We start from the raw sequence: 26,090 nt of genomic DNA, 5'->3' as shown, positions 1-26,090 counted from the left end.
GAGCTACCTGAAAGGGGGGCACGAAGCCCCCGTGCTTCAGCCGGGGGTGCTGACAGAGCCAACTTTAGTCAAACGATACCACTATTATTGTGGAGTTTCGATGTACTTAACTACAATAGCTAAGGTTTGACTACGGATCTCATCCGAGATTGGCTTTGATTATAATTGAGGGCATCAGTCTACACAGTAGACTAACCAGGGATGAGTTGAGAACTAGATTGGCACAGGCAGGTTATCATTTTAAAGGGATATAGAGTCAAAATCACTGTATCCTAGCAAAATTAACCTAAATTGGATGTTAACTCACAGATGCGAGCTGGGGGTAGTCACCCCAACTTTTGGCCAAGCATATAGCTACCCTTACTCCACTGAACACTATTTTAAAGGTTAAATCTGGACTATTGAAACTCAAACTATATTGATATCCCGGTTAAATTTTCTCGTCAAACGCTAGTAAATTGAGGTCCCTCCCTTGACTTCTCATCAGGATCAAATTCAGACTCTTATTGCTGAAATTGACGAGGTACTGAGTCAACCCAGCCCCAGGCTACCTTGGGTGGCTTTTGGGGAAACCGTGACCCGCGCCCGTCAAGTGTTGCAGCGTGTTCGGAATTATCTCGTATCTCTTCAACAAGATATTGATGACTCTTCATTGTCCCTGAGATCTACAGGTTCCGCTGACCCATCATCTCTTTCGGAGTCCCAACAGCAGAATTTTTGGCAAGCCTTGCGGGAAGAAATGGGTTATTTGCGATCGCGACTTTCGGCTTTGCTAAAGTCTGAGGTAGAAGAGTTACGCCATGAGCGACAACTGCTATTACAGGATATCAGAGCTTTAGAACTGCGGCGACAGGAAAATCTGCTCTCCGTTGACCAATCCCACGACCAGCAGCAAATTATTACAGAGTTTCTGCAAGAATTGATGAATCGTCTTCAGGAAAGTCTCACTGAGAGTGTTAGCGAAACCCTCAGTAACCTGGAGGAACAGGTTATTAACGCCCTGCTGTTGGGGGATACTGTTCAGACTACCCCCAGTGAGTCCACTACGGCTTTGGGTCGTCGGGGAGGTGAAGGCGCAAACAGTAGCCGCGATGTTCGGGTTTTTTCTGATGCTGGTGGGGACTATGCGGAGGAGTTGGAAACTTCTAAGATGTTACCCCGACTCACTCCAGCCCAACGACTGGAACAAATGCGGACTCTACAGGCTCAGTCTGATCAGATGCTGATGACCCTTGATTCTAGTTTAAGTGTCATTTTTGAAGCCCTACAAAGCAATTTACAAACTTATCAGGAATCTCTGTCCCAAAATATTGAGAAAATGCACGGTTTGGGACAACAGGGAGAGGTGATTCTTTCGGCTTGGATTAATTATCTCACCCAGCAGTTGAGTCAGGCTACAACCTCTGAACTTCAATCTTCTATACAACTGCTTGACCTACAACCTAGACAGGGTACTCCCCCGCTTAAACCTAATGCGATCGGTCAGCAGGGGGTGGTTATGACTCCCGAAACTCAACCGTCTCCAGAGATATCTTCTGTTCCCGATCACGATGATTTCTTTCCTTTTGCGGGGGTGGAACTTCCCTTACCCACTAGAGTTTCCGAAACTCCCATCGAATCAAAACCACGACCGGAACCAAAAGAGGATATAGTCGCGGAAACTGCTGCTGATATCCCCCCTGAACCCGTAGATGAGGGGAATTGGGGTGCTGATTTATTCGGTGATGATGAGGCTGATGATAGTGATGATATAGTGGCGGAAACTGCTGCTGATATCTCTCCTGAATCGGTAGATGATGGGGGTTGGGATGCTGAGGATTTATTTGGGGATACCTCAGAGACATCTACAGAGACATCTACAGATTTATCAGAATCAGAACCTGATGAGGAAGATCTGAGGTTGGATACTCAAGATTTGTTTAAGGATACCCCAGAGGAAGAGCTACCAGTGGCGAGAGAAACTCGGAGAAATGTATCTTCTGCGGGGGGTGGAAATGGTAGCCAGTCAGACCCGTTTGATGGCTTCTCTGTGTCGGAAGAATTAGATTTATACGGAAGTTTACAGCCAGATGATGCTCAGGAACTTCTCTGGGAGGATGACGATATTTTGAGCGAAAATATCAATCAAAATCAGCCAGTAGAGATGAATAGAGACACGCCCAATCAAAAGGCTTCTCCATCTGCTAGTCAGGATACTTTTGAAGATTTTAGTAATATCTTTGAAGAACCCAATTTAAAGGAGGATGAACAGTTTATCTATGCTTCTCCTGATGAGAATTTGCTTCCGGGTGTTGATGATGGTAGCGATGATGATGAATCGATGGATTCTCGGCTGTTAGTTGATAAGAGTACCCTGGAACAATTAGAGGCAGAATTGGCTAGGTTAGAGAGCCCGGAATCTAATGAGATTGAAGATATCTTAGCTGAAGATATCTTAGCTGAAGATTCCGGGGAGGATTATCAACCGATTTCTATGCCTTCTGAGGAGGAAATGATTACTTTTGATAACTTGTTTGGCGAGCTAAATTCGAGTGTTAAAACATCGCGTTCTGCTGCTTCTAATTCGGCGGGTAAACCCGAAAAATCGGCAACTGTATCAGATAATCCTTTGACGGAATGGGGTGATTCTGATGTAACTCTTGATGATATCTTGAGCAGTTTTGAACAGGCGGAAAATCAATCATCATCAAAAATCGATGATAATGATGAATTTTTGAGTTTAGAATCTTTGAGTCAAGAAATGAGTAAAAGTAACCCGAAAAAACGCGATTAATTGAGGTGGAATTGGAGATGACAGGTTGTTGAGAATTGGCTGAAAATATTACCCTAAGCCTCAATACCTCTCCCCAGGTGGGAGAGGGACTGCGTGGGATGTATTACATGATTAATCAAGTAGCATATAGGAGCGATCGCACCTTTTAAATAATCGCCAAGCTACCACTAACTAGAGGGTGAGAAACGGCTATGGGGAAGGAGAATAAAGGAGCGATCGCTTTGGGGTGGGGATTTCTTGGGAGTTGGGGATTGACAATTGACAGGCTGTGATTGGTCGGTTTCAGCAATTGTTAAATTAATCTTAAAATTCTGGGTTTTTGACGGGGAATAATGATGGGAAAATCTTTATATTTATGATGTCAGCCGAGAGTGTATACTGTCTGACAGAGGATTTGGTTCGCGTCTTGTACAGCCGTTCCGCGATTAGCTACCCTCTCCAATAGGGGGTATGCTGTCAGTGGCGGGTTGTGCTGGCAGAATGATAGTAACACTAACTATAAATCGGTGAAATTCCATGTATACACTGCATCAAATTAACCTTAAATATCGGCCGCCACTAGCCAAATTACTAGGAAATAAAGGGATTTATAAACCCTGGGATTTCCGTAATTTGTTCAGGAGTTATGTGTTATGTCTAGTCCTGCTAGTTTTAATTGTATTCGGCTTTCCTGAACCGTCTCATGCTGATATAATAACCGTTGATGTTGCAGTGGAACAGAGCAAATATAACAATGAGTCTTGGGATGTATTAAATGGAGCCCCGGATTTGGCAATTTGTTTGTCTAATCAAAGATTGGGAACTGTTTGTATTCCTGATGGTTCTACACCTGACAGTATTAAGAACCCTAACTGTTCCAATTCTTATCTATGCAGATTTAGCCTCAGTGCGCCCCCAAATGCGGAATTTAAAGTTTCTGTAGTTGATGTAGATGTGATGTTCAATGATATAATAGGGGCGGGTTGGTGTCGTCAAGGAATGACTTGTGAAATCGGACAAGCTAAAGTAGCTATTAAGTGACGGTTAAACTTGTCTAATTGTTAGCCATAATAGTTAATGACTTCTGTGGTTTTTGATCAGAGTTTAATTTCGGTTCATGGTCAAATCTCAGAAGCGATCGCATAATGATATGGCTGTCCCAATAGGTGCGATCGCTTTGGGGTGGGGATTTCTTGGCGGTTGGGGATTGACAATTGACAGGCTGTGATTGGTCGGTTTCAGCAATTGTTAAATTAATCTTAAAATTCTGGGTTTTTGACGGGGAATAATGATGGGAAAATCTTTATATTTATGATGTCAGCCGAGAGTGTATACTGTCTGAGAGAGGATTGGGTTCGCTCAACTGCTATCTACCAGACTAGACCCCTGGAGTAATTATGCCTAGAAAAAACACTCCCAAAAAGCTGAAAGAAGTTCAGGACTACACCCACAATAAACAACATCCCCAACGACCGGATATTGGCACAGAATCACAATTTCAGAAGCCTAAACCTCCCGTTACCTATCGCTATGATTCTTCCCTCGCACCGGAGTTAAATTGGGATGAAAACCCAGCCAGGGAAAAAGCGGAGGCTTTAATTACTAAAATTCTCAATGCTACCAGTTTGGAAGAAGCACAAGCCGCCGCCCTTGAGTTGAAGTCTATGGGGGAACCTTTCCTTAATTGGTCTGGAAAAGCAGAACGCAGCAGTTTGGAAGTGCCAACATTGCCACTATTTGTGCATGAAAGACTTTCGACTAGGGCGATTATTGAAACTCTCAAATCTCATCAAAAGGGGGATAATCAACTTAATCTTTTCGACCTCTTTAATGACCCCGAATGGTCGATTACTGACCAAATTCTGAGGGCTTACGAATACCAAGGAAATTGGGTTAATCGCATGATTTTGGGGGATTCTTTAATCACTATGAATTCTCTGCTACAATATGAAGGCATGGCGGGGAAAGTACAGATGATTTATATGGACCCGCCTTATGGGGTGAAGTTTGGCTCGAATTTTCAGCCTTTTGTGAAAAAACGGGATGTTAAACACAACGAGGATGAACACTTTACCCGCGAACCGGAGATGGTTAAAGCCTACCGCGATACTTGGGAATTGGGGTTACATAGCTATTTATCTTATTTAAGAGATAGGTTATTATTGGCGCGGGAATTATTAACTGAGAGTGGCAGTGTTTTTGTCCAGATTTCTGATGAGAATGTTCATCATGTCCGGGAAATTATGGATGAGGTTTTTGGGGCGGAGAATTTTGTTGCCAACATAAATTTTAAAACGATGATGCCATTAGAGTCTGGTAATATTGAGTCAGTTTTTGACTATATTTGTTGGTATGCCAAAGATTCAAATTCGATTAAATATAGAAATATTTTTGTTCCCAAAAATGTAGGGATAGGGACAGAGTTTTCTTTCGCTGATGTAGACAATGGCAAATATCGCAAGTTAGACAAAAGTGAAATGCTTGACTTTGAAAATACCGCTAGGGAAAATAAAATATTTAAGCGTTCTAACTTAAGTTCATCTGGTTATACTCCTTCATGCACTTTTCCTATTGTTTTTGATAATCAAACATTTTATCCTGTTAAAGGAAAAAGCTGGAGAACAACTCAAGAGGGTATTGAACGTTTAAAAAATAAAAATAGACTATTTACCCTTGGGAATAAACTTTACTATAAACTGTACCTTAGTGATTTTGGCTATACCTCACTAATTAATTCATGGCAAGACACAATTGAGTTTGGAAGTAGGATGTATGTAGTTCAAACCACTTCTACAGTCATCCAACGCTGTCTATTAATGACCACAGACCCCAGTGATTTAGTCCTCGACATAACCTGCGGAAGTGGGACGACTGCTTATGTAGCGGAACAGTGGGGGAGAAGGTGGATAACTTGTGATGTGAGTAGAGTTCCCTTAGCCTTAGCAAGACAGAGACTATTAACCGCAACTTTCCCGTGGTATGAACTAAAAGACGGTAATTCCCCCAGTGGTGGGTTTGTGTATAAACGGAAGCAGAACAAGAAAGGGGAAGAAGTGGGGGGAATTGTGCCGCATATTACCCTCAAGAGTATCGCTAATGATGAACCTCCGGCGGAGGAAATTTTAGTAGACCGTCCCGAAGTAGATAACAGTATTGTGCGGGTGTGTAGTCCGTTTACCATTGAGGGAACCATCCCGCCTCCGGTGGATATGGAAAACCAAGAGGAACCGGAAACAGAAGCGGTGGTGATTGAAAATCATAGGTCTTATGAACAGCGAATGCTGGAAATTCTCAGAAAGTCTCCGATATTGCACCTTCCCCAAAATCGCACCATTAGGCTCTATCAAGTTCGGGAAACGGCGCGATCGCGAAATTTATCAGCAGAAGCAATGACTCAAGCAAGGGATTTAGAAATTGCGGAAACCAGTGAAACTGAGAAAGCGATCGCCTTCCTGTTTGGGCCAGAAAATGGAGCGATCGCGGAACGGACAGTATTTGAAGCGGCGCGGGAAGCACACTCGAAAAAGTATGCTCATTTATTTGTGATTGGCTTTGCTATTTCAGCGATCGCGCGTCAGTTTGTGGAACACTGCCAAGACACCATGAGTATTCCGGCTACTTATATTCAAGCCACCCCTGATTTATTGATGGGGGACTTACTCAAACACATGAAAAGTTCTCAAATCTTTAGTGTCTGTGGACTCCCTGAAATTAAAGTACACAGGACGGAGGATGGAAAATATCAAGTAGAGTTACTAGGCTTGGATGTTTTCGACCCGACGACAATGGAGGTGGAATCACAACCCGGAAAAAATGTGCCTGCATGGTTTCTCGACACGGACTATAATGGTCTATGTTTCCACGTTAATCAAGCATTCTTCCCCCGCACCAGTGCTTGGGAGGGTATTAAAAAAGCACTAAAAGGAACCTATGATGATGAAGTTTGGGAACATTTGGCGGGAACCAAAAGCGCACCGTTTGAACCGGGGGAGTATAAAGAAATTGCGGTTAAGGTGATTGATGACCGAGGCAATGAATTGTTAGTTACTGAGAAGATTTAATTGTGAGAGTAGATGAGTTAACAATTAACGAATAATTCTCAGCATAAAAAATTGAAATTGTATCGAAGTAGATATGAGTTTTCCATTATGTTTAAAAGTATCACAGTCAAAAACTTTAGATGTTTTGAAGACTTGACTATTAGCCAAATAGAGCGAGTCAACTTAATTGGGGGAATGAACAATATTGGCAAAACTGCTTTATTGGAAGCCATTTATTTAATGACCAGCTTGGGTTCTATGGAAATTCCCTTGAAGCTAAACTTTGATAGGGGAGTTTTTAGTCCCAGGACTTTTGACGTAGAAGAAATATGTGAATGGTTATTCTACCAAAAAAAAGCCAATAAAGCAATTAAAATCCAAGTTATCGATGAACAAGACATTAAAAGCGAACTGAAATTAAGCCTAGAAAAAGCGGCGAGTCCCAGACTATTTCCCCTAACTTTGACTTCTCACCGACGCAAAACCCTTAAAGATTTGAAATTAGAGTTCAAAATTGGAGACCAAAAACCTTTACAATTTACCATGTTTTTAGCACCAGACAAGGAAGAACCTGATACGCCACGTTTAGGTATAGTCAACCAAGATGAATCACCGGAAGACTTAGAAATCCCCACTTTTCCCCCCAGCTATTTTATTAGTAGTCGCCTGGTAATTTCGCGGACTGAAGACGCGGAAAGATTTAGCTTTTTGGAGGCTCAAAATAAGCAGGATGAAATTGTCGAAATACTGAAGATATTAGAACCACGACTAAAACGCTTATCTGTGTTGGTGACAGGGGGAGTCCCTATGATTAATGGTGATATCGGAGGGAATTATTTAATTCCTGTTTCGTTAATGGGAGAGGGTATGAGTCGGTTATTATCGATGGTTTTATCTATCATGAATGCTTCAGGAGGGACGGTTTTAATCGACGAAATAGAAAATGGCATACACTATTCCGTCATGGCTAAAATCTGGGAATCAATAGCGGCAGCCAGCGAGAGATTTAACACCCAAATTTTTGCCACAACTCATAGCCAGGAATGTATTAATTCTGCTCACGAAGCCTTTGAGAATTTAGCAAGCTATGACTTTCGATATTTTCGACTGGAAAGAGAACAGGATACCAATTTAATTAAAACTGCGATTTATGAAAAAGAAAATATTGAAACTTCTATCGATTTGAACTTGGAGATGAGATAATGAGGAAACCGATAAGGATTGATAAGCCAAAACTGATTATCGGTGAAGGGATTGAAGAAAAGATTGTTTTTTCTAGGCTAATAAAATCCCTGAAAATTGAGGATATTCAAGTAGAGTCTTATGAGGGAAAAGGCAATCTGGGAAAATTTTTGAAAAGTTTACATTTAATTCCTGGCTATCAACAATTGCAATCTCTGGGAATTACTCGAGATGCAGATGAATCGTTTAAATCCGCATCAGAAAGTATAGATAATTTCATCTCTAACTCAAATTTTAGTGCGGCGGGTACTGTCAAGATTACTCAGTTTATTATGCCAGATAATGGTTCTCCGGGAATGTTGGAAGACCTCTGCTTAAAATCAATAGCAGCCAACGAAATTCAATGTGTTGATGATTTTCTGGAATGTATATATAATCGTTGCGAAAGAACTCCTAAAAATTTGGCAAAAGCTAAAATTCATGCTTGGTTGGCGAGTCAAGTTAACCCAGGTAAAAGATTGGGAGAGGCGGTAGAATCTGGATATATTAAATTGGAGGATGAGGCTTTTCAACAGATTATAGAATTTATCAAAAATATTTAGTTTAAATAAATGGAGAATTATAACGATGACCTACGAAGTAAACGAACCAATCCTTAATTCGCCGTTTGATGAACCGTCCCACTATTGGTTTATCCGAGATGGCTATGAACCGGAACTGATTAAGGGTCGTCGTCCAGCGATCGCTTATCCACCACTAGAAGGTAATGTAGATTGGGATTTGGGGGAGGTTCTGAAACCATCCCCGGTGGAAGAGTTTTATCCGGGGTATGAAATGACGCTGGTTAACCAACTGAGGGAAAGGGTCAAAGAATGGCGATCGCTCGGTTATCCCGGCGTAACCCGGACTACTTTAGACTTGCTGAATTACTGGCAGCGAGAAGGGAGAGAACACCGTCTATTTTTTACACAAATGGAAGCGACGGAAACAATTATTTTCCTAACGGAAGCCAGAGGAGATTTAAAGCAAGGAATTGATGTTCCCATTGACTCACCTGCTGATGTAACTCTCAAAACCTTCACCCGCTACGCTTGCAAAATGGCTACGGGTTCGGGAAAAACGACGGTAATGGGGATGTTGGCGGCGTGGTCAATTCTCAATAAAGTGAGCGATCGCCAAAATCCCAAATTCTCTGATGTGGTGTTGATTGTCTGTCCCAACGTCACTATCAAGAGACGCTTAGAAGAATTAAACCCGGCGAATGGGGAAGCCAGCTTGTACAGAATGCGAGACTTGGTTCCCCCTCACCTGATGGATAAACTGAGACGGGGGAAAGTGTTGGTGACTAATTGGCATATTTTTGAAAAGCGATCGCCTCCCACCCCAGGGAATGAGTCAGCCAAAGTGGTGAAAGTGGGACTTCCGGTTACTACCACAGAAGCCATTAAGATTGGCGCAAAAAATGACACCATGCGAGGGACCCGCTACCTGACCCTGGAAAAGTTGGAACAACAGCAACACCTGGGACAGATTAAAGTTTTGGAGGAAGACCGCGATCGCCAAGGAAATCTCAAAACTGTGAAAGTTGAACAAACCCGCTACTTGGAAAGTGACGCGGCTTGGATTCGGCGCATACTGACCGCTGAAATTGGTAATAAAAAACGCATCCTAGTTCTGAATGATGAAGCACATCACGCCTACCGCATCGCACAAGCTGAATCAGACCAAGATGAGGATGAGGAACTAACCGACTACAGCCAAAAGGAAGCCACTATCTGGGTGGAAGGACTCGATCGCATCCACAAATACCGGACGGTGAATCTGTGCGTAGATTTATCGGCTACCCCGTACTATTTACAAGCCGCTGGAAAAGATAGTAATAAACCGTTTCCTTGGGTAGTCAGTGACTTTAGCTTGATGGATGCCATTGAATCGGGGTTAGTGAAAATCCCCCAGCTTCCCGCGCGAGATACCACCGGGGCTCAAATGGCAGAACTAGCCTATTTTAACATTTGGAAATGGATTACCAACCAAATGACCCCAACAGAACGGGGTAAAAAAGGCAGCGCACCGAAACCGGAAGCTGTACTAAAACATACTCAACACCCTATTATCATCTTAGGTGGGAATTGGGAAAACACCCGTAAACTGTGGGCAGAAAACCCCGATGACCCCAGACCGCCAGTTTTTATCATCGTCTGCAAAAATACCAAAATTGCCAAGGTCCTCTATGAATGGATTGCTGAGGATATTAAACCAGGTTACATCCCCTCATTAGGTTTGGCATCCCTTCGCAATAGTGAAACCGAAACCAATACCATTCGCGTAGACTCCAAAGTGGTGGAAGAGTTGGAGTCCGGGAACAGCAGATCCGATGACTCGAAATGGATGCGCTTTACCCTGGATACAGTGGGTCAGGTTAACTGGCCCTGTGATGACCAAGGAAGACCTATCTACCCGGAAGATTTCTATGACCTGGCTATGAAATTAGGGCGATCGCTTCATCCACCAGGTCGGGATATCCGCTGTATCATTTCCGTGGGAATGCTGACAGAAGGCTGGGATTCTCGGACTGTGACCCACATCATCGGTATCCGACCCTTTCAGTCTCAGTTACTCTGTGAGCAAGTGGTGGGGCGAGGTTTGCGGCGACGTAGCTATGAACTCACCGAGGATGGTAAATTTGCCGAGGAAACCGCTAATATCTTCGGGGTTCCCTTTGAGGTTGTCCCCTTTAAAGCCAATCCCCAAGGGGGAAAACTCAAGAAACCTGAAAAACGCCACCATATTTACTCGGTCGCGGGAAAGACACAATACCGCATCGAATTTCCCAGAGTGGAAGGCTTCTGTCAGGGTATCCAAAATCGCGTGACTGTGGATTGGGATGCGATCGCACCATTGACAATTGACCCGTTCAATATTGCACCAGAGGTGCAGATTAAAGCCACTCTCCCCAATAATCAAGGTCGCCCCAGTCTTTGTGGCCCAGGTAAGTTAAAAAGTTTGGATCTCAATCCTTACCGCCAAGGGAAAAGGCTGCAAGAGTTAGTATTTAAGTTAGCCGCAGATTTGACTAAAACCTATTGTCAAAATCCCAATTGTGAAGCGCCGCCTCATGTTCTCTTCCCTCAACTGCGAACTATTTGCGATCGCTACCTCACCGAAAAAATCAAGGTGGTCAAGCCGTGTCAGTTGGTTGATGTTTGGTTAGCCCCCTATTATGGTTGGGTGATCGAAAATCTCAACGGTGCGATTTACCCTGATACTGACGCAGGAGAAGCCCCAGAAATTCCCAAATATGAAGCTAATCGCGGTAATGGCTCAACCGATGATATCAATTTCTGGACCAGTAAGAAAGTCTACAGTGTGCAGCATTGCCATATCAACTGTGTGGTAGCAGATACGGATCAATGGGAACAAGCCAGCGCCTACATCATCGACACTCACCCAATTACTGAGGCTTTCGTGAAAAATGAACGGCTAGGGTTTACTATTCCCTATTATTATGATGGCAGCGATCGCGACTACCACCCGGATTTTATCATCCGTCTGAAAACTACCGCCACCCACTACGTTATCCTGGAAACCAAGGGTTATATCTACGAGGGAACCGAGGAGAAAAAGGCGGCGGCTTTGCGCTGGGTGAAAGCTGTTAACAGCGATGGTCGATTCGGACATTGGGATTATCGAATGTGCAAGCTGAACCAAGTTCGGGAGTTTTTAGATCAGTTGATGGCGGAAATTAATTCCCAGTGATATAATTCTGCCTTAATTGTAGTTAAATTATGAGTTGGATATGATACCATTAAAGAGGCGATCGCACTATGTTAAATAATCGCCAAGCTACCACTAAATAGACCGTAAGAAACGGCTATGGGGGACCCAGTGGAAAGTGATTTCTGCAACAGCCACGGGTGTGGGTCCAGGGTGTGGGTCGGGGGGTTGGTTAAAAAAAATTAACACAGTTCACAATTAATTTCCGCCCTGTGAGATAGTAAATTCTGAAGGCATTAGGGGTTAGATATCTGTTGTGTCGTTGAAGTATGCTCTGGTCCATGAATGGTTAACACCGAAAGCCACAGGGGGGTCAGAGTTAGTGGTGCGAGAAATTCTCAAGCATATTGATGCCCAAGTTTATGCGCTGATTGATTTTGAATCAAGTAATCCTGACAGTTATCTATATGGGCGAAAGATTGGGACCACATTTTTACAGGACTTTCCCTGGGCGAGAAATGGTGTACAGAAATATTTACCGCTATTACCGTTAGCGATCGAACAGTTGGACCTGCGGGAGTATGACGTAATATTATCTTCATCCCATGCTGTAGCCAAGGGAGTGATTACAACGCCTCAACAAAGGCATATTTGCTATTGTCACACTCCTATGCGCTATGCTTGGGATCTCACCTTTGACTATCTCAGAGGTAGCTCTGTCGGCTCAGGAGTCCCCGGTATGTTAACCCGTGTGTTGCTGCACCAACTACGGCAATGGGATGTGATTTCAGCCAACCGGGTTGATTATTTTATTGCTAACTCTCAACATACAGCCCGGAGGATATGGCGATGTTACCGTCGTGAGGCGAAGGTAATTTATCCCCCAGTGGCGATGGACAATATGAAATTTCAGGCCCAAAAAGAAGATTTTTATCTGACCGTTTGCCGTCTGGTGAGTTACAAGAAAATTTCCCTAATTGTCAAAGCCTTTAACGAATTGGGTTATCCGCTGGTAGTAATTGGCACAGGTCCCGAATGCGATCGCATCAAGAAAATTGCCAAAGATAATATCCAGCTTTTAGGTTGGCAAAGTGATCAGGCAGTAGGGGAATATATGTCCAAAGCCAAAGCATTTGTCTATGCCGCCTGCGAAGACTTTGGAATGGCGATCGTAGAAGCCATGGCTTGCGGAACACCTGCGATCGCATTAGGAGTAGGAGGCGCGACAGAAACCGTGCGAGATATTCGCAAATATCCCGACTCCGGGACAGGGTTATTATTTACGCCGCAAACAGAAACAGGTTTAATGGAGACAGTCCAAGTCTTTGAAAGTCTCAATGGGCAATTTCATCCTGAAATTATCCGAACTCATGCGAGTCAATTTGATCAAAGTCGGTTTCGGGAGGACTATCTTAATTTCGTAGATAAGTGTTTGAACACAATGGACTCCCAAAATTTCAGCTAAAATGCCAAAGTATTTAAGAGAGCCAGAAAAGCTGAAAAGCCCTAATTTAGGTGGATTGTCCAGACTGGTTCCCCGGTGACGACCTGCCATCTGGGATCTTAGTATATGAGTACAAGATACTCAATCATCCTTATTGAGTGTCTCAAGGCTTTATGATCATGACTGTGTGTGGTGTGAATTGAAGGAGTAAGATGACTGCCAATAGCCAACTTATCTTCGGTAGGGGACTTCGACGTGCATTTACAAGGCGTGGCTTTGTACCCTTAGTGCGTCCGCGTCAGCAACGAACCCTGTCTCTGGTACAGAGTCTGAACGGAGATTTTTTTAAGCGTTCATTTGACATTGTGTTTTCCCTATCGGTTCTGATTTTGTTTTCTCCGGTTTATTTGATACTGAGCTTGTTAATTGCCCTGAGTTCCCCTGGTAGCGTGTTTTACGTCCAGGAAAGAGTCGGCAAAAATCGCCAACGGTTTGGTTGTATCAAATTCAGGACCATGGTTAGTAATGCAGATGAGATGCTGATGGAGATCATGGAAACCTCTCCTAATCTCCGCCAAGAGTTTCAGGATACGTTTAAACTTAAACATGATCCTCGAATTACCTGGATAGGTAGATTCTTGCGTGTGACTAGCCTTGATGAGTTTCCCCAATTCTGGAATGTTCTCAAAGGTGATATGAGTGTAGTAGGCCCTAGACCCCTGGTAGCCGAGGAATTACATAAATATGGTCGTCACATGGATAAGGTTCTGACCATCAGACCGGGAATCACTGGACTCTGGCAAGTCTCAGGACGCAATGATATTCCCTATCCTCGTCGAGTTCAGATTGATTTGCACTATGTTAATTTCAAGAATTTCTGGATTGACTTATGGATCATTATCAAAACTATTGGTGTGGTAATTTTTCCCAAGGATAATGGTGCTTATTAACCTGGAGGGGTGAGTCATCAGAAATTATGTGTCCTACCCGGTTTCTGAGTTAAGATATTTATGGTTCTTGTCTAAGTAACCGGGTTTTTTATAATGAGTGCCAGTGGCAAACTTGCCCCACTAGGGAATAATCATGAGGGTGCATAATAGAGTATAGACAACCGCCATGGGCGGGCTGATTCGTATGGAAAGGAAAATAGTCAGATGTCAAACAGTAAACCAGCGTTAATCACAGGTATCACAGGTCAAGATGGTTCATATCTGAGTGAGTTACTATTAGAAAAAGGCTACGAAGTTCACGGAATTATTCGTCGTAGTTCTAGTTTTAATACAGACCGCATTGAACATATTTACAAAGACCCCCATAATCCTAATGCTCGGTTATTCTTACACTATGGGGATTTAACAGATGGTACTACTCTGCGTCGTATCTTAGAAGAGGTTAAGCCGGTAGAAATTTATAATTTGGGGGCTCAATCCCATGTGCGGGTCAGTTTTGACTGTCCAGAATATACTGTTGATACGGTGGGTTTAGGGGTATTAAGACTATTAGAAGCTATTCGAGATTATCAGCAGCGCACAGGGATTCAGGTGCGGTTTTATCAAGCAGGTTCTTCGGAAATGTTTGGGAAAGTTCAGGAAATCCCCCAGAAAGAAACTACACCTTTTTACCCTCGTAGTCCCTATGCTTGTGCGAAGGTTTACGGACACTGGCAAACGGTTAATTATCGGGAATCTTACGGTTTATTTGCCTGTAATGGTATCCTGTTTAATCATGAAAGTCCCCGCCGTGGTCCGACTTTTGTTACCCGCAAAATTACCCGCGCTGTAGCCAGGATTGTGAAGGGAATGCAGAAGGAACTTTATCTGGGTAATCTGGATGCAAAACGGGACTGGGGTTATGCTAAGGATTATGTGCGGGGAATGTGGATGATGTTGCAACATGATCAACCGGATGATTATGTGTTGGCAACTAATGAAACTCATTCAATTCGCGAGTTTTTGGATGTGGCTTTTAATTATGTCAATTTGGATTGGCATGATTATGTCAAATTTGATGAACGCTATTTACGCCCGGCTGAGGTAGAATTGCTGATTGGGGATTCGACTAAAGCCCAAAATGTCTTGGGTTGGAAGCCGTTAGTGTCTTTTGAGGAATTGGTAAAGCTGATGGTTGATAGTGACCTAACACTATTGGAAGAACCTCATGAAGAGGGAGACCATTTTGATTAATTTTTAGACTAAATGACGGGTAAATAACATGAATACTCTGGATTTACAAGACCAACGGATTTTGGTTACGGGAGGGGCTGGTTTTCTGGGAAAACAGGTGATTGACCAGCTTCTGAAGGCGGGGGCTAAATCTGAAAATATTTCCGTACCGCGATCGCATAATTGTGACCTGCGAAACTTAGAAGCCTGTCAACAAGTCGCTAAAGGTCAGGATATCATTATCCATTTGGCCGCCCATGTGGGGGGTATCGGCTTAAATCAGGTAAAACCCGCTGAGTTGTTCTACGATAACCTGATGATGGGGGCTCAGTTGATTCACTCAGCCTATCAAGTAGGGGTCAAGAAATTTGTCTGTGTGGGGACTATCTGCGCTTATCCTAAATTTACCCCGGTTCCCTTCCAGGAAGATGACTTATGGAATGGCTACCCAGAAGAAACTAATGCCCCCTATGGGATAGCCAAAAAGGCGCTATTGGTACAATTGGAAGCCTACCGACAGCAGTATGGGTTTAATGGGATTTACTTATTGCCGGTGAATCTCTATGGCCCAGAGGATAATTTTAACCCGAAAAGTTCCCATGTGATTCCGGCTTTGGTGCGTAAGGTCTATGAAGCACAACAACGGGGGGATAAACAGCTTCCGGTGTGGGGTGATGGTAGTCCTAGTCGGGAGTTTCTCTACTCGACTGATGCGGCGCGGGGAATTGTCATGGCTACCCAACATTATGACGAACCAGACCCGGTGAATTTGGGGACTAATTATGAAATTACTATTCGGGACCTGGTAGAGTTGATTTGTGAGTTGATGGAGTTTCAGGGAGAAATTGTCTGGGAAACTGATAAGCCTAATGGTCAACCGCGCCGCTGTTTAGACACAAATCGCGCTAAGGAAAGGTTTGGGTTTGTGGCTGAGGTCGAGTTTCGCCAGGGTCTGAAAAATACTATTGACTGGTATCGACAAAATCCTGATCTGTGAGTAAGTCTCAACTACGCCGCCGTTTGTTAAGCGATCGCCAATCTCTAGCCACGACTGTTTGGCGACAAAATAGCGATCGCATTACTGACCATCTACGCCGTTGGTGGCGATTTCAGCAAGCCAAGACTATCTTGGCTTATTTTAGTTTTCGCCAAGAACCCGATTTGAGTCCTCTCTGGTACGTCTCCCCAGAAAAGGTCTGGGGGTTTCCTCGCTGTGTGGATGGGTCTTTGATTTGGCATCACTGGCGGCCGGAAAATGCCCGCCAAAGGGGGTCTTTTGGTTTAATGGAACCAGACCCCAGCTTACCGGTTTTGCAGCCGTCTCAGGTCGATTTAATCCTGGTTCCGTCCGTTTCCTGTGATGGCTGTGGCTATCGGTTAGGATATGGGGGAGGATTTTATGACCGGATGTTGAGTCGGTCTGAGTGGTCTAAAATTCCTACCGTGGGAATTGTGTTTGCGGCCGCCAGGGTGGATACTCTCCCTAGGGATAGTTGGGACCAGCCTTTGGCCGCGGTTTGTACTGAGGAGGGTATATGGGAGTTGTCAAAATAACTTCTGGTGGCCGCGTAAATTATCGGGCGATCGCTACTTATATGGTACTCATTGCTATAGCGATCGCTATGCTATTTCCCCTATTTTGGTTGGTGGGAACTGCCTTTAAATCCCCTACCGAAAACATCTTTCAGGTTCCCCCCCAGTTTATTCCTCGGGAACCTACTTTCGGGAATTTTGTCAGAGTTTGGCAAACTAATCCCTTTGGTCGCTATTTATTTAATAGTACCCTCGTCGCCGTTTTAACCGTCGGATTAAATCTGCTATTTTGTTCCTTGGCTGCCTATCCTTTGGCGCGATTAAACTTTTGGGGTCGCGATTTTCTCCTAAGTGCGATCGTTTCCACCATCATGATACCCTTTCAGATTGTCATGATTCCCCTGTATATTCTAGCCGTACAGTTAGGATTAAGAAATACTTATTTAGGCATTATTTTTCCATCCTTAGCCTCAGCTTTTGGTATATTTCTCTTGCGACAGGCATTTATGGGAGTTCCCAAAGAGTTAGAAGAAGCAGCCAGAATTGATGGCTGTTCAGAATTAGGCATTTGGTGGCATATTATGATACCCTCAGTCCGTCCCGCCTTAATGACTTTAGCCATTTTTGTCTTTATCGGGTCTTGGAGTGATTTTCTGTGGCCCTTAATTGTAGTCGATCGCCCAGAATATTATACCATGCCTTTAGGGGTAGCAAATCTAGCCGGAACTTTCTCTCTCGATTGGCGGATAGTCGCCGCCGGTTCCGTCATTTCTATTGCCCCTGTGTTACTACTATTTTTAATAGTACAACGGTATATTGTCCCTACAGATACAGCTACGGGGGTCAAAGGTTAAGGATGAGGATTATTAATCTCAGTCCTAATAATCAACATCATATCCACCAGGCGGCTACTTTATTAGTCGCAGAATTTCGGGAAAATTGGCCGAATGCTTGGCCGACTTATCAACGTGGTTTAGCCGAGGTTATGGAGTCTTTTGGCGACGGTAGAGTTAATCTGGTCGCCGTCGATGACCATGATAATATTCTAGGCTGGATTGGTGGGATTAGTCAATATCAAGGTCATGTTTGGGAATTACATCCTTTGGTAGTCAGAAGGGATTATCAAGGGTTGGGAATAGGGCGAAAATTGGTCGCTCATTTAGAGGATTATGTGCGGTTACAAGGAGGCTTAACTTTATGGTTGGGTACCGATGACGAAAATCATTTAACCTCCCTATCTGGTGTCGAATTATACCCCCACTGTTGGGAACATATTGCTAATATAAAAAATCATGGTCGCCATCCCTATGAGTTTTATCATAAATGCGGTTTTGTGATTATGGGAGTAGTCCCCGATGCTAATGGTATCGGGAAACCTGATATTTTGATGGCTAAATCTTTGAGACTGGACAACCATTCTGAATCCAAATAATTAATTATGAATCATCCCACAACTAAGCATCCAAAAATTACCTCCTGTTATTGGGAAATTTCTCAACTACCTGGGTTAGATGCAGATAATATTAAACTCCTGAATAAATGTGGTATTCAAAACACCCAGCAACTTCTCGCGCGCGGGAGTAATAATGCTCATAAAATCGCCTTATCCAACCAACTAGGTATCAACATCAGAAATATCAGTAAATGGGTAGCAATGTCCGACTTAGCCAGGGTTCCCAGTATTGGTTATCAATATTGTGGTGTCTTATTACATAGTGGCGTAAGTTCAGTCAATCAACTTTCTCAGATGTCTATTCAACAACTACATAAACAGATTTTACGGCTATATGTAGGAACCATTAAATCTCGCCAAATATGTCCATCTATTGATGTCATCCAAACCTGGATTAAACAATCTCAAAGATTGGGTAAAAATTAACATTCAAGCATCATCAAAAGATGTATAATATGGGTAGCGGAGATAATCACTTATTTCTCAATATTCGGGTTTATCAAAGCCGCCCAAATCTCAAATATATGACCAGATTAAATCATGAATTTTTCCGAAGATTTGCGACAAAATGCACCAGCCACGGAAAGAAACCGTCAACCGATTTTAGAGGTATTAAAAAGGGTGTTACCCCCCACGGGAACCGTCTTAGAAGTAGCCAGCGGCACAGGACAACACGCGGTTTTTTTTGCTCCCCGTCTCTCACCTAGGCGGTGGCTACCTTCCGACCCGCAACCTTTGTTACAACAGAGTATTAAAGCATGGCAAACTCATTACCCTTCAGATAATCTCTACCCTCCCCTAGGGTTAGACGTAGAAGCTAACCCCTGGTCAGTCGAAGGGAATAATTTACCTTTGGAATTATCGGAATTTCCCATCACTGCTATTGTAGCAATTAACCTGATTCATATCTCGCCTTGGTCGGCTTGTGAAGGGTTAATGGCGGGAAGCGATCGCATTTTGAAAACAGGGGGAATTTTATATCTCTATGGACCCTATAAAATCGGTGGAAAACACACCGCACCTAGTAACGCTTCCTTTGATGAATATTTGCGAACTTCTAACCCCAAGTGGGGTGTCAGAAACCTTGATGATGTGGTAGAATTAGCCAAGGGTTATCACCTAGAATTGGTGGAAACCGTCCCCATGCCTGCCAATAATTTTTCCGTAGTTTTCAGGCGTTGTTAATCCTGAGTTACTGAGGTCAAGTCGTCTAATTTTACCGTAAACTGCCTACCCCAACTCGCCATTAAACCATAGCAAATAGTCGGAGTATAAACCGCCACCAACTGACTAGGAAATTTTCAGATTGACGGGAGGATGTTGGCTGCTGATAACCAGTGTAGTAGGGTGGTAGTTGGTCAGTCATGAGGGTGACACCATTACGGGTTTCTGCCACTCCAATAGGTATTGAACCGCCACTAAAAGTGAGAAACCCAACATTAACATAACTCAGGGATGAATCAATGTTAATAAATCCGGGAATATCTGCAAATCTGCCATTTAAAATCAAGCCGCCTAATACTTCTGTTTTCCCGCCATTAATGGTTTTAACCAAAGTCCCCTCATCTTCGGTTTTATATCCAAGAATCCACAGAGACCCGCCATCATTGGTAATCCTAGGACTATGTGTAATTTCCGGGTTAATTTGACGCATCCACACATTTTGATTAGTAAACACCCAGGGACCGCCGCCAACGTCTTCAATATAGACATCTCCGCCGTTTCCTTGGGTACTACTATAGCTATTGACAAGAGAACTAGAAATAATCAAAGTGCGATCGCTTTCATGTACAATAGAAATAGAAGCTGCCTCTACTCTTTCGATAATCACCGTCGGGGATGTTCCTTGTCCAATTCTAATGACACCATCACCAACAATTCTAGCTTCCGTAGCAATTAACCGCTGTACATTACCCCTTAATTCCAAAGTGCCATTAACATCCCAAACCCCATTAGGAAGATAAACAGTTTTCCCTCCCGAATCAATAGCAGCTTGTATCGCTTGTGTGTCATCAATACCATCATTAGGATTCCCCCCATAAGCCAGGGGACTTACCCACTCTGATAAATCATGCCAAGGCAATTCTGGGGTTTCTTTAATCGGCAGATTTAGCATAGTTTGGGGACTGTCAAAAAGACTCTGAAACTCTCCCCTAGCTATCCACTCCTTCACATAACCATCAGGTTGAGAAGCATTACCACGACCTTTATCATTCTGCCAAATTGCCTGTTGATATCCCGAAGTTCTCAATTGGCGAACATACATTGCTTTTTGGTTATGAATCGCTGGCAATTCCGAAGCAGAACCGAATCCAGTTAACACAGAATCAATCAGCGTAAAAACACTACCACCATCAGGCATATTCCAAATGGCTGTCACTTGATTGGTACTCTGTAAGCCTCGGACAAAAACATTTTGATTAAAATTTTTCCAGCCGTACTGATTTTGGTTTTCTAGGGTAATATGTTCCAGGGTTTGACTGGCTGTAGGGTTCCAGGTTTGGATGCCGATATCAAATCCAACTACATGAATATCTTTAGCTAGTAGGGGCCCATTTTCATCGATGGAAAGGTTTAAGCCGATTCTCCCTTGACCATCTCTTGAGATGATTTTAACGTTGCGAATTGAACCCTGATTATTGGCAATAAAATCTATCCCATTAACGTTAGGATTACCGCGACCAATATCAACGGTCAGGTCTCGAATACTGTTCCGAAATCTTTGCGCTGGTGGGGAACCTGTCCAAATTACTGATGTATCTAAACCGGAGTTATCATCAAGTTTAATAATGGTTCCGTCACGGCTTTGACCTTGTAGAATGTTCCGTTTTTCGGTTCCCGCATATCTAATTTGACCGCTAACGTTATACACTCCATCAGGAAAGTAGAAAATATGATTTCCGGTTGGGTGGTCGTTTAATGCCTGTTGAATTGCCTCCGTGTCGTCCTTTCCATCGTTAGGAATAGCGCCATAGGTGGTCACGTCCACTACACCCGCATCTGTTGGAAAAACTATGGTCGCATAGACTAGAGGAATTAACATGATTTTGGTTTGGGGGAAAAGGGAAATCTTGGTATCAATTATAGATGGGTTGGGGGGTTGACAGGCGGCGGAAAATCATGGTAAGATATTGACATACTCTTGTAGCATAATGGTAATCTGTTAACAAATTTTGAAATTGCGAATATCCCCATTATCTAATATAGTAGCACGGGGGTCAGGAAAAAGCAACCCCACCCCACCCCACTGAGGCGGGGCCGTTACAAAACTTAACATAATTCTAGCGAGAGGATGTAAACTACTTACCTTTGCGTCCAGTGGTAGTGTCGATCGCCTCTAGTTCAGAGAGTTTAAAAGTGACTAATTTATCCCAATTTCCGCCTTCAAATAAAACGGCAGCTTTGCCGTCAGCGAGTCTTTGGACTTGTCCTTGAAACTCATAGTAGGTATCATCAGCATTAATAACGCGAACGGCGGAACCTGGTAGAATCATGTGTTTATTATCCTCAAAAAGAATGGTGTAATTTCTCAGATACTGAGTGAGGTATGAGCAAGCCAGGCAGCCAGAGGAATTGATGAAGGTCAATTATCCCTGGTGCCGGGAAGGGAAGAGAGTTAAGCCAGAGCCATAACCGAGACCCTAGCGGCGATTTTTTTTGCGATCGCAGTCAACTCCTGAGCGGAGGCGGAGTCGGGGTGAGAGACCACAATAGGAACCCCAGAATCCCCACCTTGTCGGACAGGCATTTCCAGGGGAATAGCGCCCAATAGTGGTACTCCCAAATCATCAGCAGTTTTCTGACCGCCGCCCGTGCCAAAGATATCATATTTGCGATCGGGGAGATCTGGGGGGACGAAATAGCTCATATTTTCGACAATGCCCAAAATAGACACACCCAACTGTTCAAACATTTTTAAGCCTTTGCGGGAGTCCAACAGAGAGACTTCTTGGGGAGTAGTAACAATGACCGCCCCAGACATAGGAACAGCTTGTGCGAGGGTTAACTGAGCGTCTCCGGTTCCGGGCGGCATATCGACAATGAGATAATCCAACTCACCCCAATACACCTGATAGAGAAACTGTCGGATAATGCCATTTAACATAGGACCGCGCCAAATGACAGGTTGATCGCGGTCAATCAGAAAAGCCATGGACACCAACTTAACGCCATAGTTAAAAGCGGGTTCCAAGCGATCGCCTTCGGGAGTTTGCTGAACCATGACCTGAGTATCAGCCAGACCCAACATAGTGGGGTCATTGGGGCCATAGATATCAGCATCAATCAAACCGACCTTAGCGCCGGTAGAGGCGAGAGCGACGGCCACATTAACCGCAACGGTACTTTTACCAACCCCACCCTTACCGCTAGAAATAGCGAAGATATTTTTCACCCCGCTAATTCCCTGACGGTCTGGGAGAGATTTTTGTTGTGGAGTTTCCGCCGTGACATCTACTTCGACGGTTTCGACTCCGGGAAGCTGTTTAACAGCCTTCTGACAATCTTCGACGATAAACTCGCGCAGAGGACAAGCGGGGGTGGTCAAAACCAGGGTAAAACGGACATCTCCGCCAGTGATTTTCACATTACGGATCATATTCAATTCCACCAAACTCTTTTGTAGTTCGGGGTCTTGAACGGGTCTTAAAACTTCCAGTACGGAACTGGCATCTAACTTATCTGGCATGATATATGGCTGTTGCTATCTGGTAATACTGCTAATAGCTTAACTGGGAAAGGGTGTTGTTACTGCTGGTAGTGGCAAATGGTAGTCCCACCGGGCAGATTTCCATAGTTAACTGTTAAGTTATATGGACTTATGGGTTAAACAACTTGACTGAGGAATCCATAAGCGGGGAAGATGAAATAATTTCGCTTTCTGTGAGTTGGTGGCTCATCAAGTGCGAAAATATTAACATACAAGAGCTTAATTAGATGATGACAGTTTCGACGGCTTCTGATACGGCTACAGTTCAATCACCCCCTCCGGCGGACTCGCGGGAGCGCGTGAGTCAGTGGATGAAACAAATTCAGGATGAAATCTGCGCCGGATTAGAGAAACTAGATGGGGCGAAAACCTTTGTAGAGGATGCTTGGGAGCGCCCGGAAGGGGGTGGCGGTCGGACTAGGGTGATCCGAGAAGGTAATGTGTTTGAACAAGGGGGAGTTAACTTTTCGGAGGTTTGGGGCCAGAATTTGCCACCGTCGATTTTAAGCCAGCGTCCAGAGGCGGCGGGTAATGGATTTTATGCGACGGGAACTTCGATGGTGTTACATCCCCGTAACCCCTATGTGCCAACTGTTCACCTGAATTATCGCTATTTCGAGGCGGGCCCGGTGTGGTGGTTTGGTGGGGGTGCGGATTTAACTCCCTACTACCCGTTTGCGGAAGATGCAGCTCACTTCCATAAGACGTTAAAGGAGGCTTGCGATCGCCATCATAGCGAATATTACCCGGTGTTTAAACGCTGGTGTGATGAATATTTTCATCTGACACACCGCAATGAAGCCAGGGGAATTGGTGGCATTTTCTTTGATTACCAAGGCGGTGAGGGTTTGCTGTATCGTGGGCAGGAGACTGAAAGCGAGGCGGCGACTTATAGCGATCGCATGGGCGCACCGGAATCACGGGACTGGGAGGGCTTGTTTAGTTTTATCCAAGATTGTGGTAAATCTTTCTTACCCTCATACGGTCCGATTGTAGAGCGCCGTAATTCTATAGAATATGGCGATCGTGAACGGAACTTCCAGCTTTATCGTCGAGGAAGATATGTAGAATTTAATTTAGTCTACGACCGAGGCACAATTTTCGGGTTGCAAACCAAGGGTCGCACTGAGTCGATTCTCATGTCTTTACCTCCTTTGGTAAGATGGGAATATGGTTATCAACCATTAGCGGGTACGCCGGAAGCTGAACTCTATGAGACGTTCTTGAAACCTCAAGATTGGTCTAACTGGACGGATCCTCAGTCACAGGTCTAGGTTCAACCGTAAGTCTCATGGGACTTGCTAGGGGGGACTGACTGCCAGATGGAGGGAAAAGGACAGAAATTGATCTTGATTCAGTCCCCGGACAACAGCGAATCTGATAACTGCAATGGTATTCTTGGTCAAGGGTCAATGCTGTTGCTAGACCCAAGTTTGGCTGGTATTGGCCTGATGCTGACTAGAACGCGCTTGGTGAACAAAGAGCTGTGGTTGGGAAGGTTTGCGCCTCTGTTGGGGTTATACTTTCTGAGGGATGGGGTCTTTGATAGCTCCAAGAACTTTCATTTTCTTTCGGCTTGAGGCTGCCTAGAAAAACCATTATGGTGACTGGGTGAATACTCAGCAGCCAGCAGGTTACTGTATAAATCACCAAGGAAAATCCCCGTCACAGTTTTGGCGGGGACTGTCACAGTCAAAGAAGCAACCATCGCAAAATCAAGAATTTCAGAGGGGACGGTCAGTGATTCATATCGATCAAAAGGAACATACGACCCAGGATGGCACTAAGGTCATAGTATTAGCACCAACAGGACGCTTAGATATCACCACCGCCTGGCAGTTTCGTCTCAAACTGCAAGAATGTATATCTAAGCTGAGTCGTCATGTGGTCGTGAATTTGGGTCAGGTGAACTTTATCGACAGTTCCGGGTTGACCTCCCTAGTGGCTGGTATGCGAGATGCTGATAAAGTTAAGGGTAGTTTCCGCATCTGTAATGTTCACCCAGAAGCCAAACTGGTATTTGAAGTGACGATGATGGATTCTGTGTTTGAGATTTTTGAGACGGAAAAGGAAGCCTTAGAGGGCGGTGTCAGAGCTAGTTAAGGCGGTGAGTTTGAACAAAAATAGCCACGCATTCCCCCACCTCGCCCAACGGCAGGTGGGGGTCAAGGAGCCGCCGATCTGACAAACCTTGGGATAGCAAGCGCGTGATGGCACAAACCACATCAATCATCCGTACAGACCGATGGAATCTTAACCCGACAGCAGCAGCGCGAGTGCTTCTGAGCCAAACGGTTGAGGTCTCCCTAGGTGTCTGTCGGCATTTGATGGGAATTCTCTTAACCCATTGGCCGTCTATCGGAGGGTTATCGAGTCAAAAACGGGTTCTAGCCGTTGAGAAACTGATTCACCAAACCGCCAAGAACCCTAACCCCAAATACCGGCAATTTGACCAGACCTTTTACAAGTTCCCCAGCTACTACCGAAGGGCTGCCATCGTCTTCGCGCTCTGGCCAAGTCAGTAGCTACATGACCCGATATCGGGAATGGCAATCGGGAACTCGTCAACGTCGGGATGCCAAACCTCCCGTACTCAATCCCAACAGTGGCTGTTATCCGACCCTGTATAAGGGTCAGTGCTATAAACTCCATGGCTATGACCGCATCGACATCAAGGTATTTAACGGAACTGATTGGGTCTGGACTACCATTGAGATAACCAGCCTACGAGAACGGCATACCGTAGATAGTAACAAGCTGCTGTCACCGTCCCTTATCTTCAATGAGCAGAAAAAAGCCTGTCATCTCTCAGTTCCATTTGAGTGTCATCCACCTCAACGGGAGGGAGAGGGTCGAGTTGTAAGTGTTGACCTGGGTATCAACACCACCGCTACCGTGGCAGTCGTGAATTTTGACGGCACTGTAACCTATCGGGAGTTTATTCATCCAGCCAGAGACATAGACGAAGTCGCCGCAGCCGCTCGAACCTGCGTCCAGCGGAACGGCGACCGTCGGGATAAGCGGCTGAAATCGGTATCTAAACGAGCTAGTAAGACGATGGGGCTAGGTGGAAGTCTCCAGAAAGGCTTCTGCTCTCATACC

The 26,090-nt window shown here is 44.4% G+C and carries 23 protein-coding genes and 1 pseudogene; 19 read left to right on the top strand and 5 right to left on the bottom strand.

The window, feature by feature from the left end; all coding sequences use genetic code 11:
• The first annotated feature begins 472 nt into the window (after window positions 1-472).
• A complete protein-coding gene (locus P5683_RS11860; RefSeq protein ID WP_193520286.1) occupies window positions 473-2,773 on the top strand; it encodes a hypothetical protein in 2,301 nt (766 codons plus the stop codon).
• Window positions 2,774-2,918: 145 nt separating this feature from the next.
• Here the strand turns inward: P5683_RS11860 and P5683_RS11855 are convergent, their stop codons facing one another.
• Complete coding sequence (locus tag P5683_RS11855) at window positions 2,919-3,062, bottom strand: hypothetical protein (protein WP_006620749.1); 144 nt, start codon at window positions 3,060-3,062, stop codon at window positions 2,919-2,921.
• A gap of 227 nt (window positions 3,063-3,289) precedes the next feature.
• Here P5683_RS11855 and P5683_RS11850 point away from each other — a divergent pair, with 227 nt between their 5' ends.
• The 14 genes from P5683_RS11850 (at window position 3,290) to P5683_RS11785 (ending at window position 19,465) form a co-directional block, all read left to right on the top strand.
• The gene (locus P5683_RS11850; RefSeq protein WP_187758303.1) at window positions 3,290-3,793 is read left to right on the top strand and encodes a hypothetical protein; all 504 of its coding nucleotides are present in this window, start codon (window positions 3,290-3,292) and stop codon (window positions 3,791-3,793) included.
• A 356-nt stretch (window positions 3,794-4,149) separates the two neighbouring features.
• Window positions 4,150-6,813, top strand: coding sequence for a site-specific DNA-methyltransferase (locus P5683_RS11845; RefSeq protein ID WP_315639985.1), 2,664 nt, complete (start codon window positions 4,150-4,152; stop codon window positions 6,811-6,813).
• 87 nt (window positions 6,814-6,900) lie between these two features.
• The gene (locus P5683_RS11840; RefSeq protein ID WP_006620753.1) at window positions 6,901-7,995 is read left to right on the top strand and encodes an ATP/GTP-binding protein; all 1,095 of its coding nucleotides are present in this window, start codon (window positions 6,901-6,903) and stop codon (window positions 7,993-7,995) included.
• On the top strand, window positions 7,995-8,576 hold the full coding sequence (locus tag P5683_RS11835; RefSeq protein WP_006668030.1) for a DUF3226 domain-containing protein: 582 nt from the start codon (window positions 7,995-7,997) through the stop codon (window positions 8,574-8,576). Before P5683_RS11840 ends, P5683_RS11835 begins: the two co-directional genes overlap by 1 nt.
• A gap of 25 nt (window positions 8,577-8,601) precedes the next feature.
• Window positions 8,602-11,730: a BPTD_3080 family restriction endonuclease gene (locus tag P5683_RS11830; RefSeq protein WP_315639986.1), complete on the top strand. Its 3,129-nt coding sequence runs from the start codon at window positions 8,602-8,604 to the stop codon at window positions 11,728-11,730.
• Between the two features lie 274 nt (window positions 11,731-12,004).
• Entirely contained in the window at window positions 12,005-13,153 is a 1,149-nt protein-coding gene (locus P5683_RS11825; RefSeq protein ID WP_006620757.1) for a glycosyltransferase, read from the top strand.
• Between the two features lie 191 nt (window positions 13,154-13,344).
• Window positions 13,345-14,082, top strand: coding sequence for a sugar transferase (locus P5683_RS11820; protein ID WP_006668032.1), 738 nt, complete (start codon window positions 13,345-13,347; stop codon window positions 14,080-14,082).
• A 204-nt stretch (window positions 14,083-14,286) separates the two neighbouring features.
• A complete protein-coding gene (gmd, locus tag P5683_RS11815) occupies window positions 14,287-15,315 on the top strand; it encodes a GDP-mannose 4,6-dehydratase (protein ID WP_006668033.1) in 1,029 nt (342 codons plus the stop codon).
• Between the two features lie 28 nt (window positions 15,316-15,343).
• Window positions 15,344-16,291 carry a GDP-L-fucose synthase gene (locus P5683_RS11810; protein ID WP_006620760.1) on the top strand — a complete coding sequence of 316 codons (948 nt, stop codon included), beginning with the start codon at window positions 15,344-15,346 and terminating at the stop codon, window positions 16,289-16,291.
• Window positions 16,288-16,848, top strand: a complete 561-nt coding sequence (locus P5683_RS11805; RefSeq protein WP_006620761.1) for a 5-formyltetrahydrofolate cyclo-ligase — start codon at window positions 16,288-16,290, stop codon at window positions 16,846-16,848. Before P5683_RS11810 ends, P5683_RS11805 begins: the two co-directional genes overlap by 4 nt.
• Complete coding sequence (locus P5683_RS11800; protein ID WP_006668034.1) at window positions 16,830-17,681, top strand: carbohydrate ABC transporter permease; 852 nt, start codon at window positions 16,830-16,832, stop codon at window positions 17,679-17,681. The genes P5683_RS11805 and P5683_RS11800 overlap by 19 nt, the downstream gene beginning before the upstream one ends.
• Before the next feature lie 2 nt (window positions 17,682-17,683).
• Window positions 17,684-18,259: a GNAT family N-acetyltransferase gene (locus tag P5683_RS11795; protein ID WP_006620763.1), complete on the top strand. Its 576-nt coding sequence runs from the start codon at window positions 17,684-17,686 to the stop codon at window positions 18,257-18,259.
• A gap of 6 nt (window positions 18,260-18,265) precedes the next feature.
• Entirely contained in the window at window positions 18,266-18,706 is a 441-nt protein-coding gene (locus P5683_RS11790; RefSeq protein ID WP_006620764.1) for a DUF4332 domain-containing protein, read from the top strand.
• Window positions 18,707-18,820: 114 nt separating this feature from the next.
• The gene (locus P5683_RS11785; RefSeq protein WP_006620765.1) at window positions 18,821-19,465 is read left to right on the top strand and encodes a DUF938 domain-containing protein; all 645 of its coding nucleotides are present in this window, start codon (window positions 18,821-18,823) and stop codon (window positions 19,463-19,465) included.
• A 61-nt stretch (window positions 19,466-19,526) separates the two neighbouring features.
• Here the strand turns inward: P5683_RS11785 and P5683_RS11780 are convergent, their stop codons facing one another.
• The 3 genes from P5683_RS11780 to P5683_RS11770 form a co-directional block, all read right to left on the bottom strand.
• Window positions 19,527-21,263, bottom strand: a complete 1,737-nt coding sequence (locus P5683_RS11780; protein WP_315639988.1) for a glycosyl hydrolase family 28-related protein — start codon at window positions 21,261-21,263, stop codon at window positions 19,527-19,529.
• 316 nt (window positions 21,264-21,579) lie between these two features.
• On the bottom strand, window positions 21,580-21,774 hold the full coding sequence (locus P5683_RS11775) for an NAD(P)H dehydrogenase subunit NdhS (protein ID WP_006620769.1): 195 nt from the start codon (window positions 21,772-21,774) through the stop codon (window positions 21,580-21,582).
• Between the two features lie 122 nt (window positions 21,775-21,896).
• Window positions 21,897-22,967, bottom strand: a complete 1,071-nt coding sequence (locus tag P5683_RS11770; protein ID WP_006620770.1) for an Mrp/NBP35 family ATP-binding protein — start codon at window positions 22,965-22,967, stop codon at window positions 21,897-21,899.
• Window positions 22,968-23,218: 251 nt separating this feature from the next.
• Between P5683_RS11770 and hemF the strand changes: the two genes are divergently transcribed.
• Window positions 23,219-24,262 carry an oxygen-dependent coproporphyrinogen oxidase gene (hemF, locus tag P5683_RS11765; RefSeq protein ID WP_008049333.1) on the top strand — a complete coding sequence of 348 codons (1,044 nt, stop codon included), beginning with the start codon at window positions 23,219-23,221 and terminating at the stop codon, window positions 24,260-24,262.
• Between the two features lie 287 nt (window positions 24,263-24,549).
• On the opposite strand, the gene P5683_RS11760 is transcribed toward hemF, so the two are convergent.
• A complete protein-coding gene (locus P5683_RS11760; protein WP_006620772.1) occupies window positions 24,550-24,696 on the bottom strand; it encodes a hypothetical protein in 147 nt (48 codons plus the stop codon).
• Between the two features lie 32 nt (window positions 24,697-24,728).
• On the opposite strand from P5683_RS11760, the gene P5683_RS11755 reads away from it, so the two are divergent.
• The 3 genes and pseudogenes from P5683_RS11755 to P5683_RS11745 form a co-directional block, all read left to right on the top strand.
• On the top strand, window positions 24,729-25,091 hold the full coding sequence (locus P5683_RS11755; protein WP_006618416.1) for an STAS domain-containing protein: 363 nt from the start codon (window positions 24,729-24,731) through the stop codon (window positions 25,089-25,091).
• Between the two features lie 107 nt (window positions 25,092-25,198).
• Window positions 25,199-25,513: a hypothetical protein gene (locus P5683_RS11750; protein ID WP_039932128.1), complete on the top strand. Its 315-nt coding sequence runs from the start codon at window positions 25,199-25,201 to the stop codon at window positions 25,511-25,513.
• 4 nt (window positions 25,514-25,517) lie between these two features.
• Window positions 25,518-26,090: pseudogene (locus P5683_RS11745) on the top strand (IS200/IS605 family accessory protein TnpB-related protein); the annotation flags it as partial.

It is taken from the genome of Limnospira sp. PMC 1279.21 (assembly GCF_032349615.1).
Classification (GTDB): domain Bacteria; phylum Cyanobacteriota; class Cyanobacteriia; order Cyanobacteriales; family Microcoleaceae; genus Limnospira; species Limnospira fusiformis.
Note: the sequence above shows the minus strand (reverse complement) of the source record. Positions and strands in the feature narration are given on the sequence as shown.

Coding starts and splice junctions, on each gene's coding strand:
- P5683_RS11785 (WP_006620765.1), top strand. CDS start 18,821: ATGAATTTTTCCGAAGATTTGCGACAAAATGCACCAGCCACGGAAAGA.
- P5683_RS11800 (WP_006668034.1), top strand. CDS start 16,830: ATGGGAGTTGTCAAAATAACTTCTGGTGGCCGCGTAAATTATCGGGCG.
- P5683_RS11790 (WP_006620764.1), top strand. CDS start 18,266: ATGAATCATCCCACAACTAAGCATCCAAAAATTACCTCCTGTTATTGG.
- P5683_RS11830 (WP_315639986.1), top strand. CDS start 8,602: ATGACCTACGAAGTAAACGAACCAATCCTTAATTCGCCGTTTGATGAA.
- hemF (WP_008049333.1), top strand. CDS start 23,219: ATGACAGTTTCGACGGCTTCTGATACGGCTACAGTTCAATCACCCCCT.
- P5683_RS11770 (WP_006620770.1), bottom strand. CDS start 22,967: ATGCCAGATAAGTTAGATGCCAGTTCCGTACTGGAAGTTTTAAGACCC.
- P5683_RS11845 (WP_315639985.1), top strand. CDS start 4,150: ATGCCTAGAAAAAACACTCCCAAAAAGCTGAAAGAAGTTCAGGACTAC.
- P5683_RS11810 (WP_006620760.1), top strand. CDS start 15,344: ATGAATACTCTGGATTTACAAGACCAACGGATTTTGGTTACGGGAGGG.
- P5683_RS11760 (WP_006620772.1), bottom strand. CDS start 24,696: ATGGTTGCTTCTTTGACTGTGACAGTCCCCGCCAAAACTGTGACGGGG.
- P5683_RS11850 (WP_187758303.1), top strand. CDS start 3,290: ATGTATACACTGCATCAAATTAACCTTAAATATCGGCCGCCACTAGCC.
- P5683_RS11775 (WP_006620769.1), bottom strand. CDS start 21,774: ATGATTCTACCAGGTTCCGCCGTTCGCGTTATTAATGCTGATGATACC.
- P5683_RS11835 (WP_006668030.1), top strand. CDS start 7,995: ATGAGGAAACCGATAAGGATTGATAAGCCAAAACTGATTATCGGTGAA.
- gmd (WP_006668033.1), top strand. CDS start 14,287: ATGTCAAACAGTAAACCAGCGTTAATCACAGGTATCACAGGTCAAGAT.
- P5683_RS11840 (WP_006620753.1), top strand. CDS start 6,901: ATGTTTAAAAGTATCACAGTCAAAAACTTTAGATGTTTTGAAGACTTG.
- P5683_RS11820 (WP_006668032.1), top strand. CDS start 13,345: ATGACTGCCAATAGCCAACTTATCTTCGGTAGGGGACTTCGACGTGCA.
- P5683_RS11795 (WP_006620763.1), top strand. CDS start 17,684: ATGAGGATTATTAATCTCAGTCCTAATAATCAACATCATATCCACCAG.
- P5683_RS11750 (WP_039932128.1), top strand. CDS start 25,199: ATGGCACAAACCACATCAATCATCCGTACAGACCGATGGAATCTTAAC.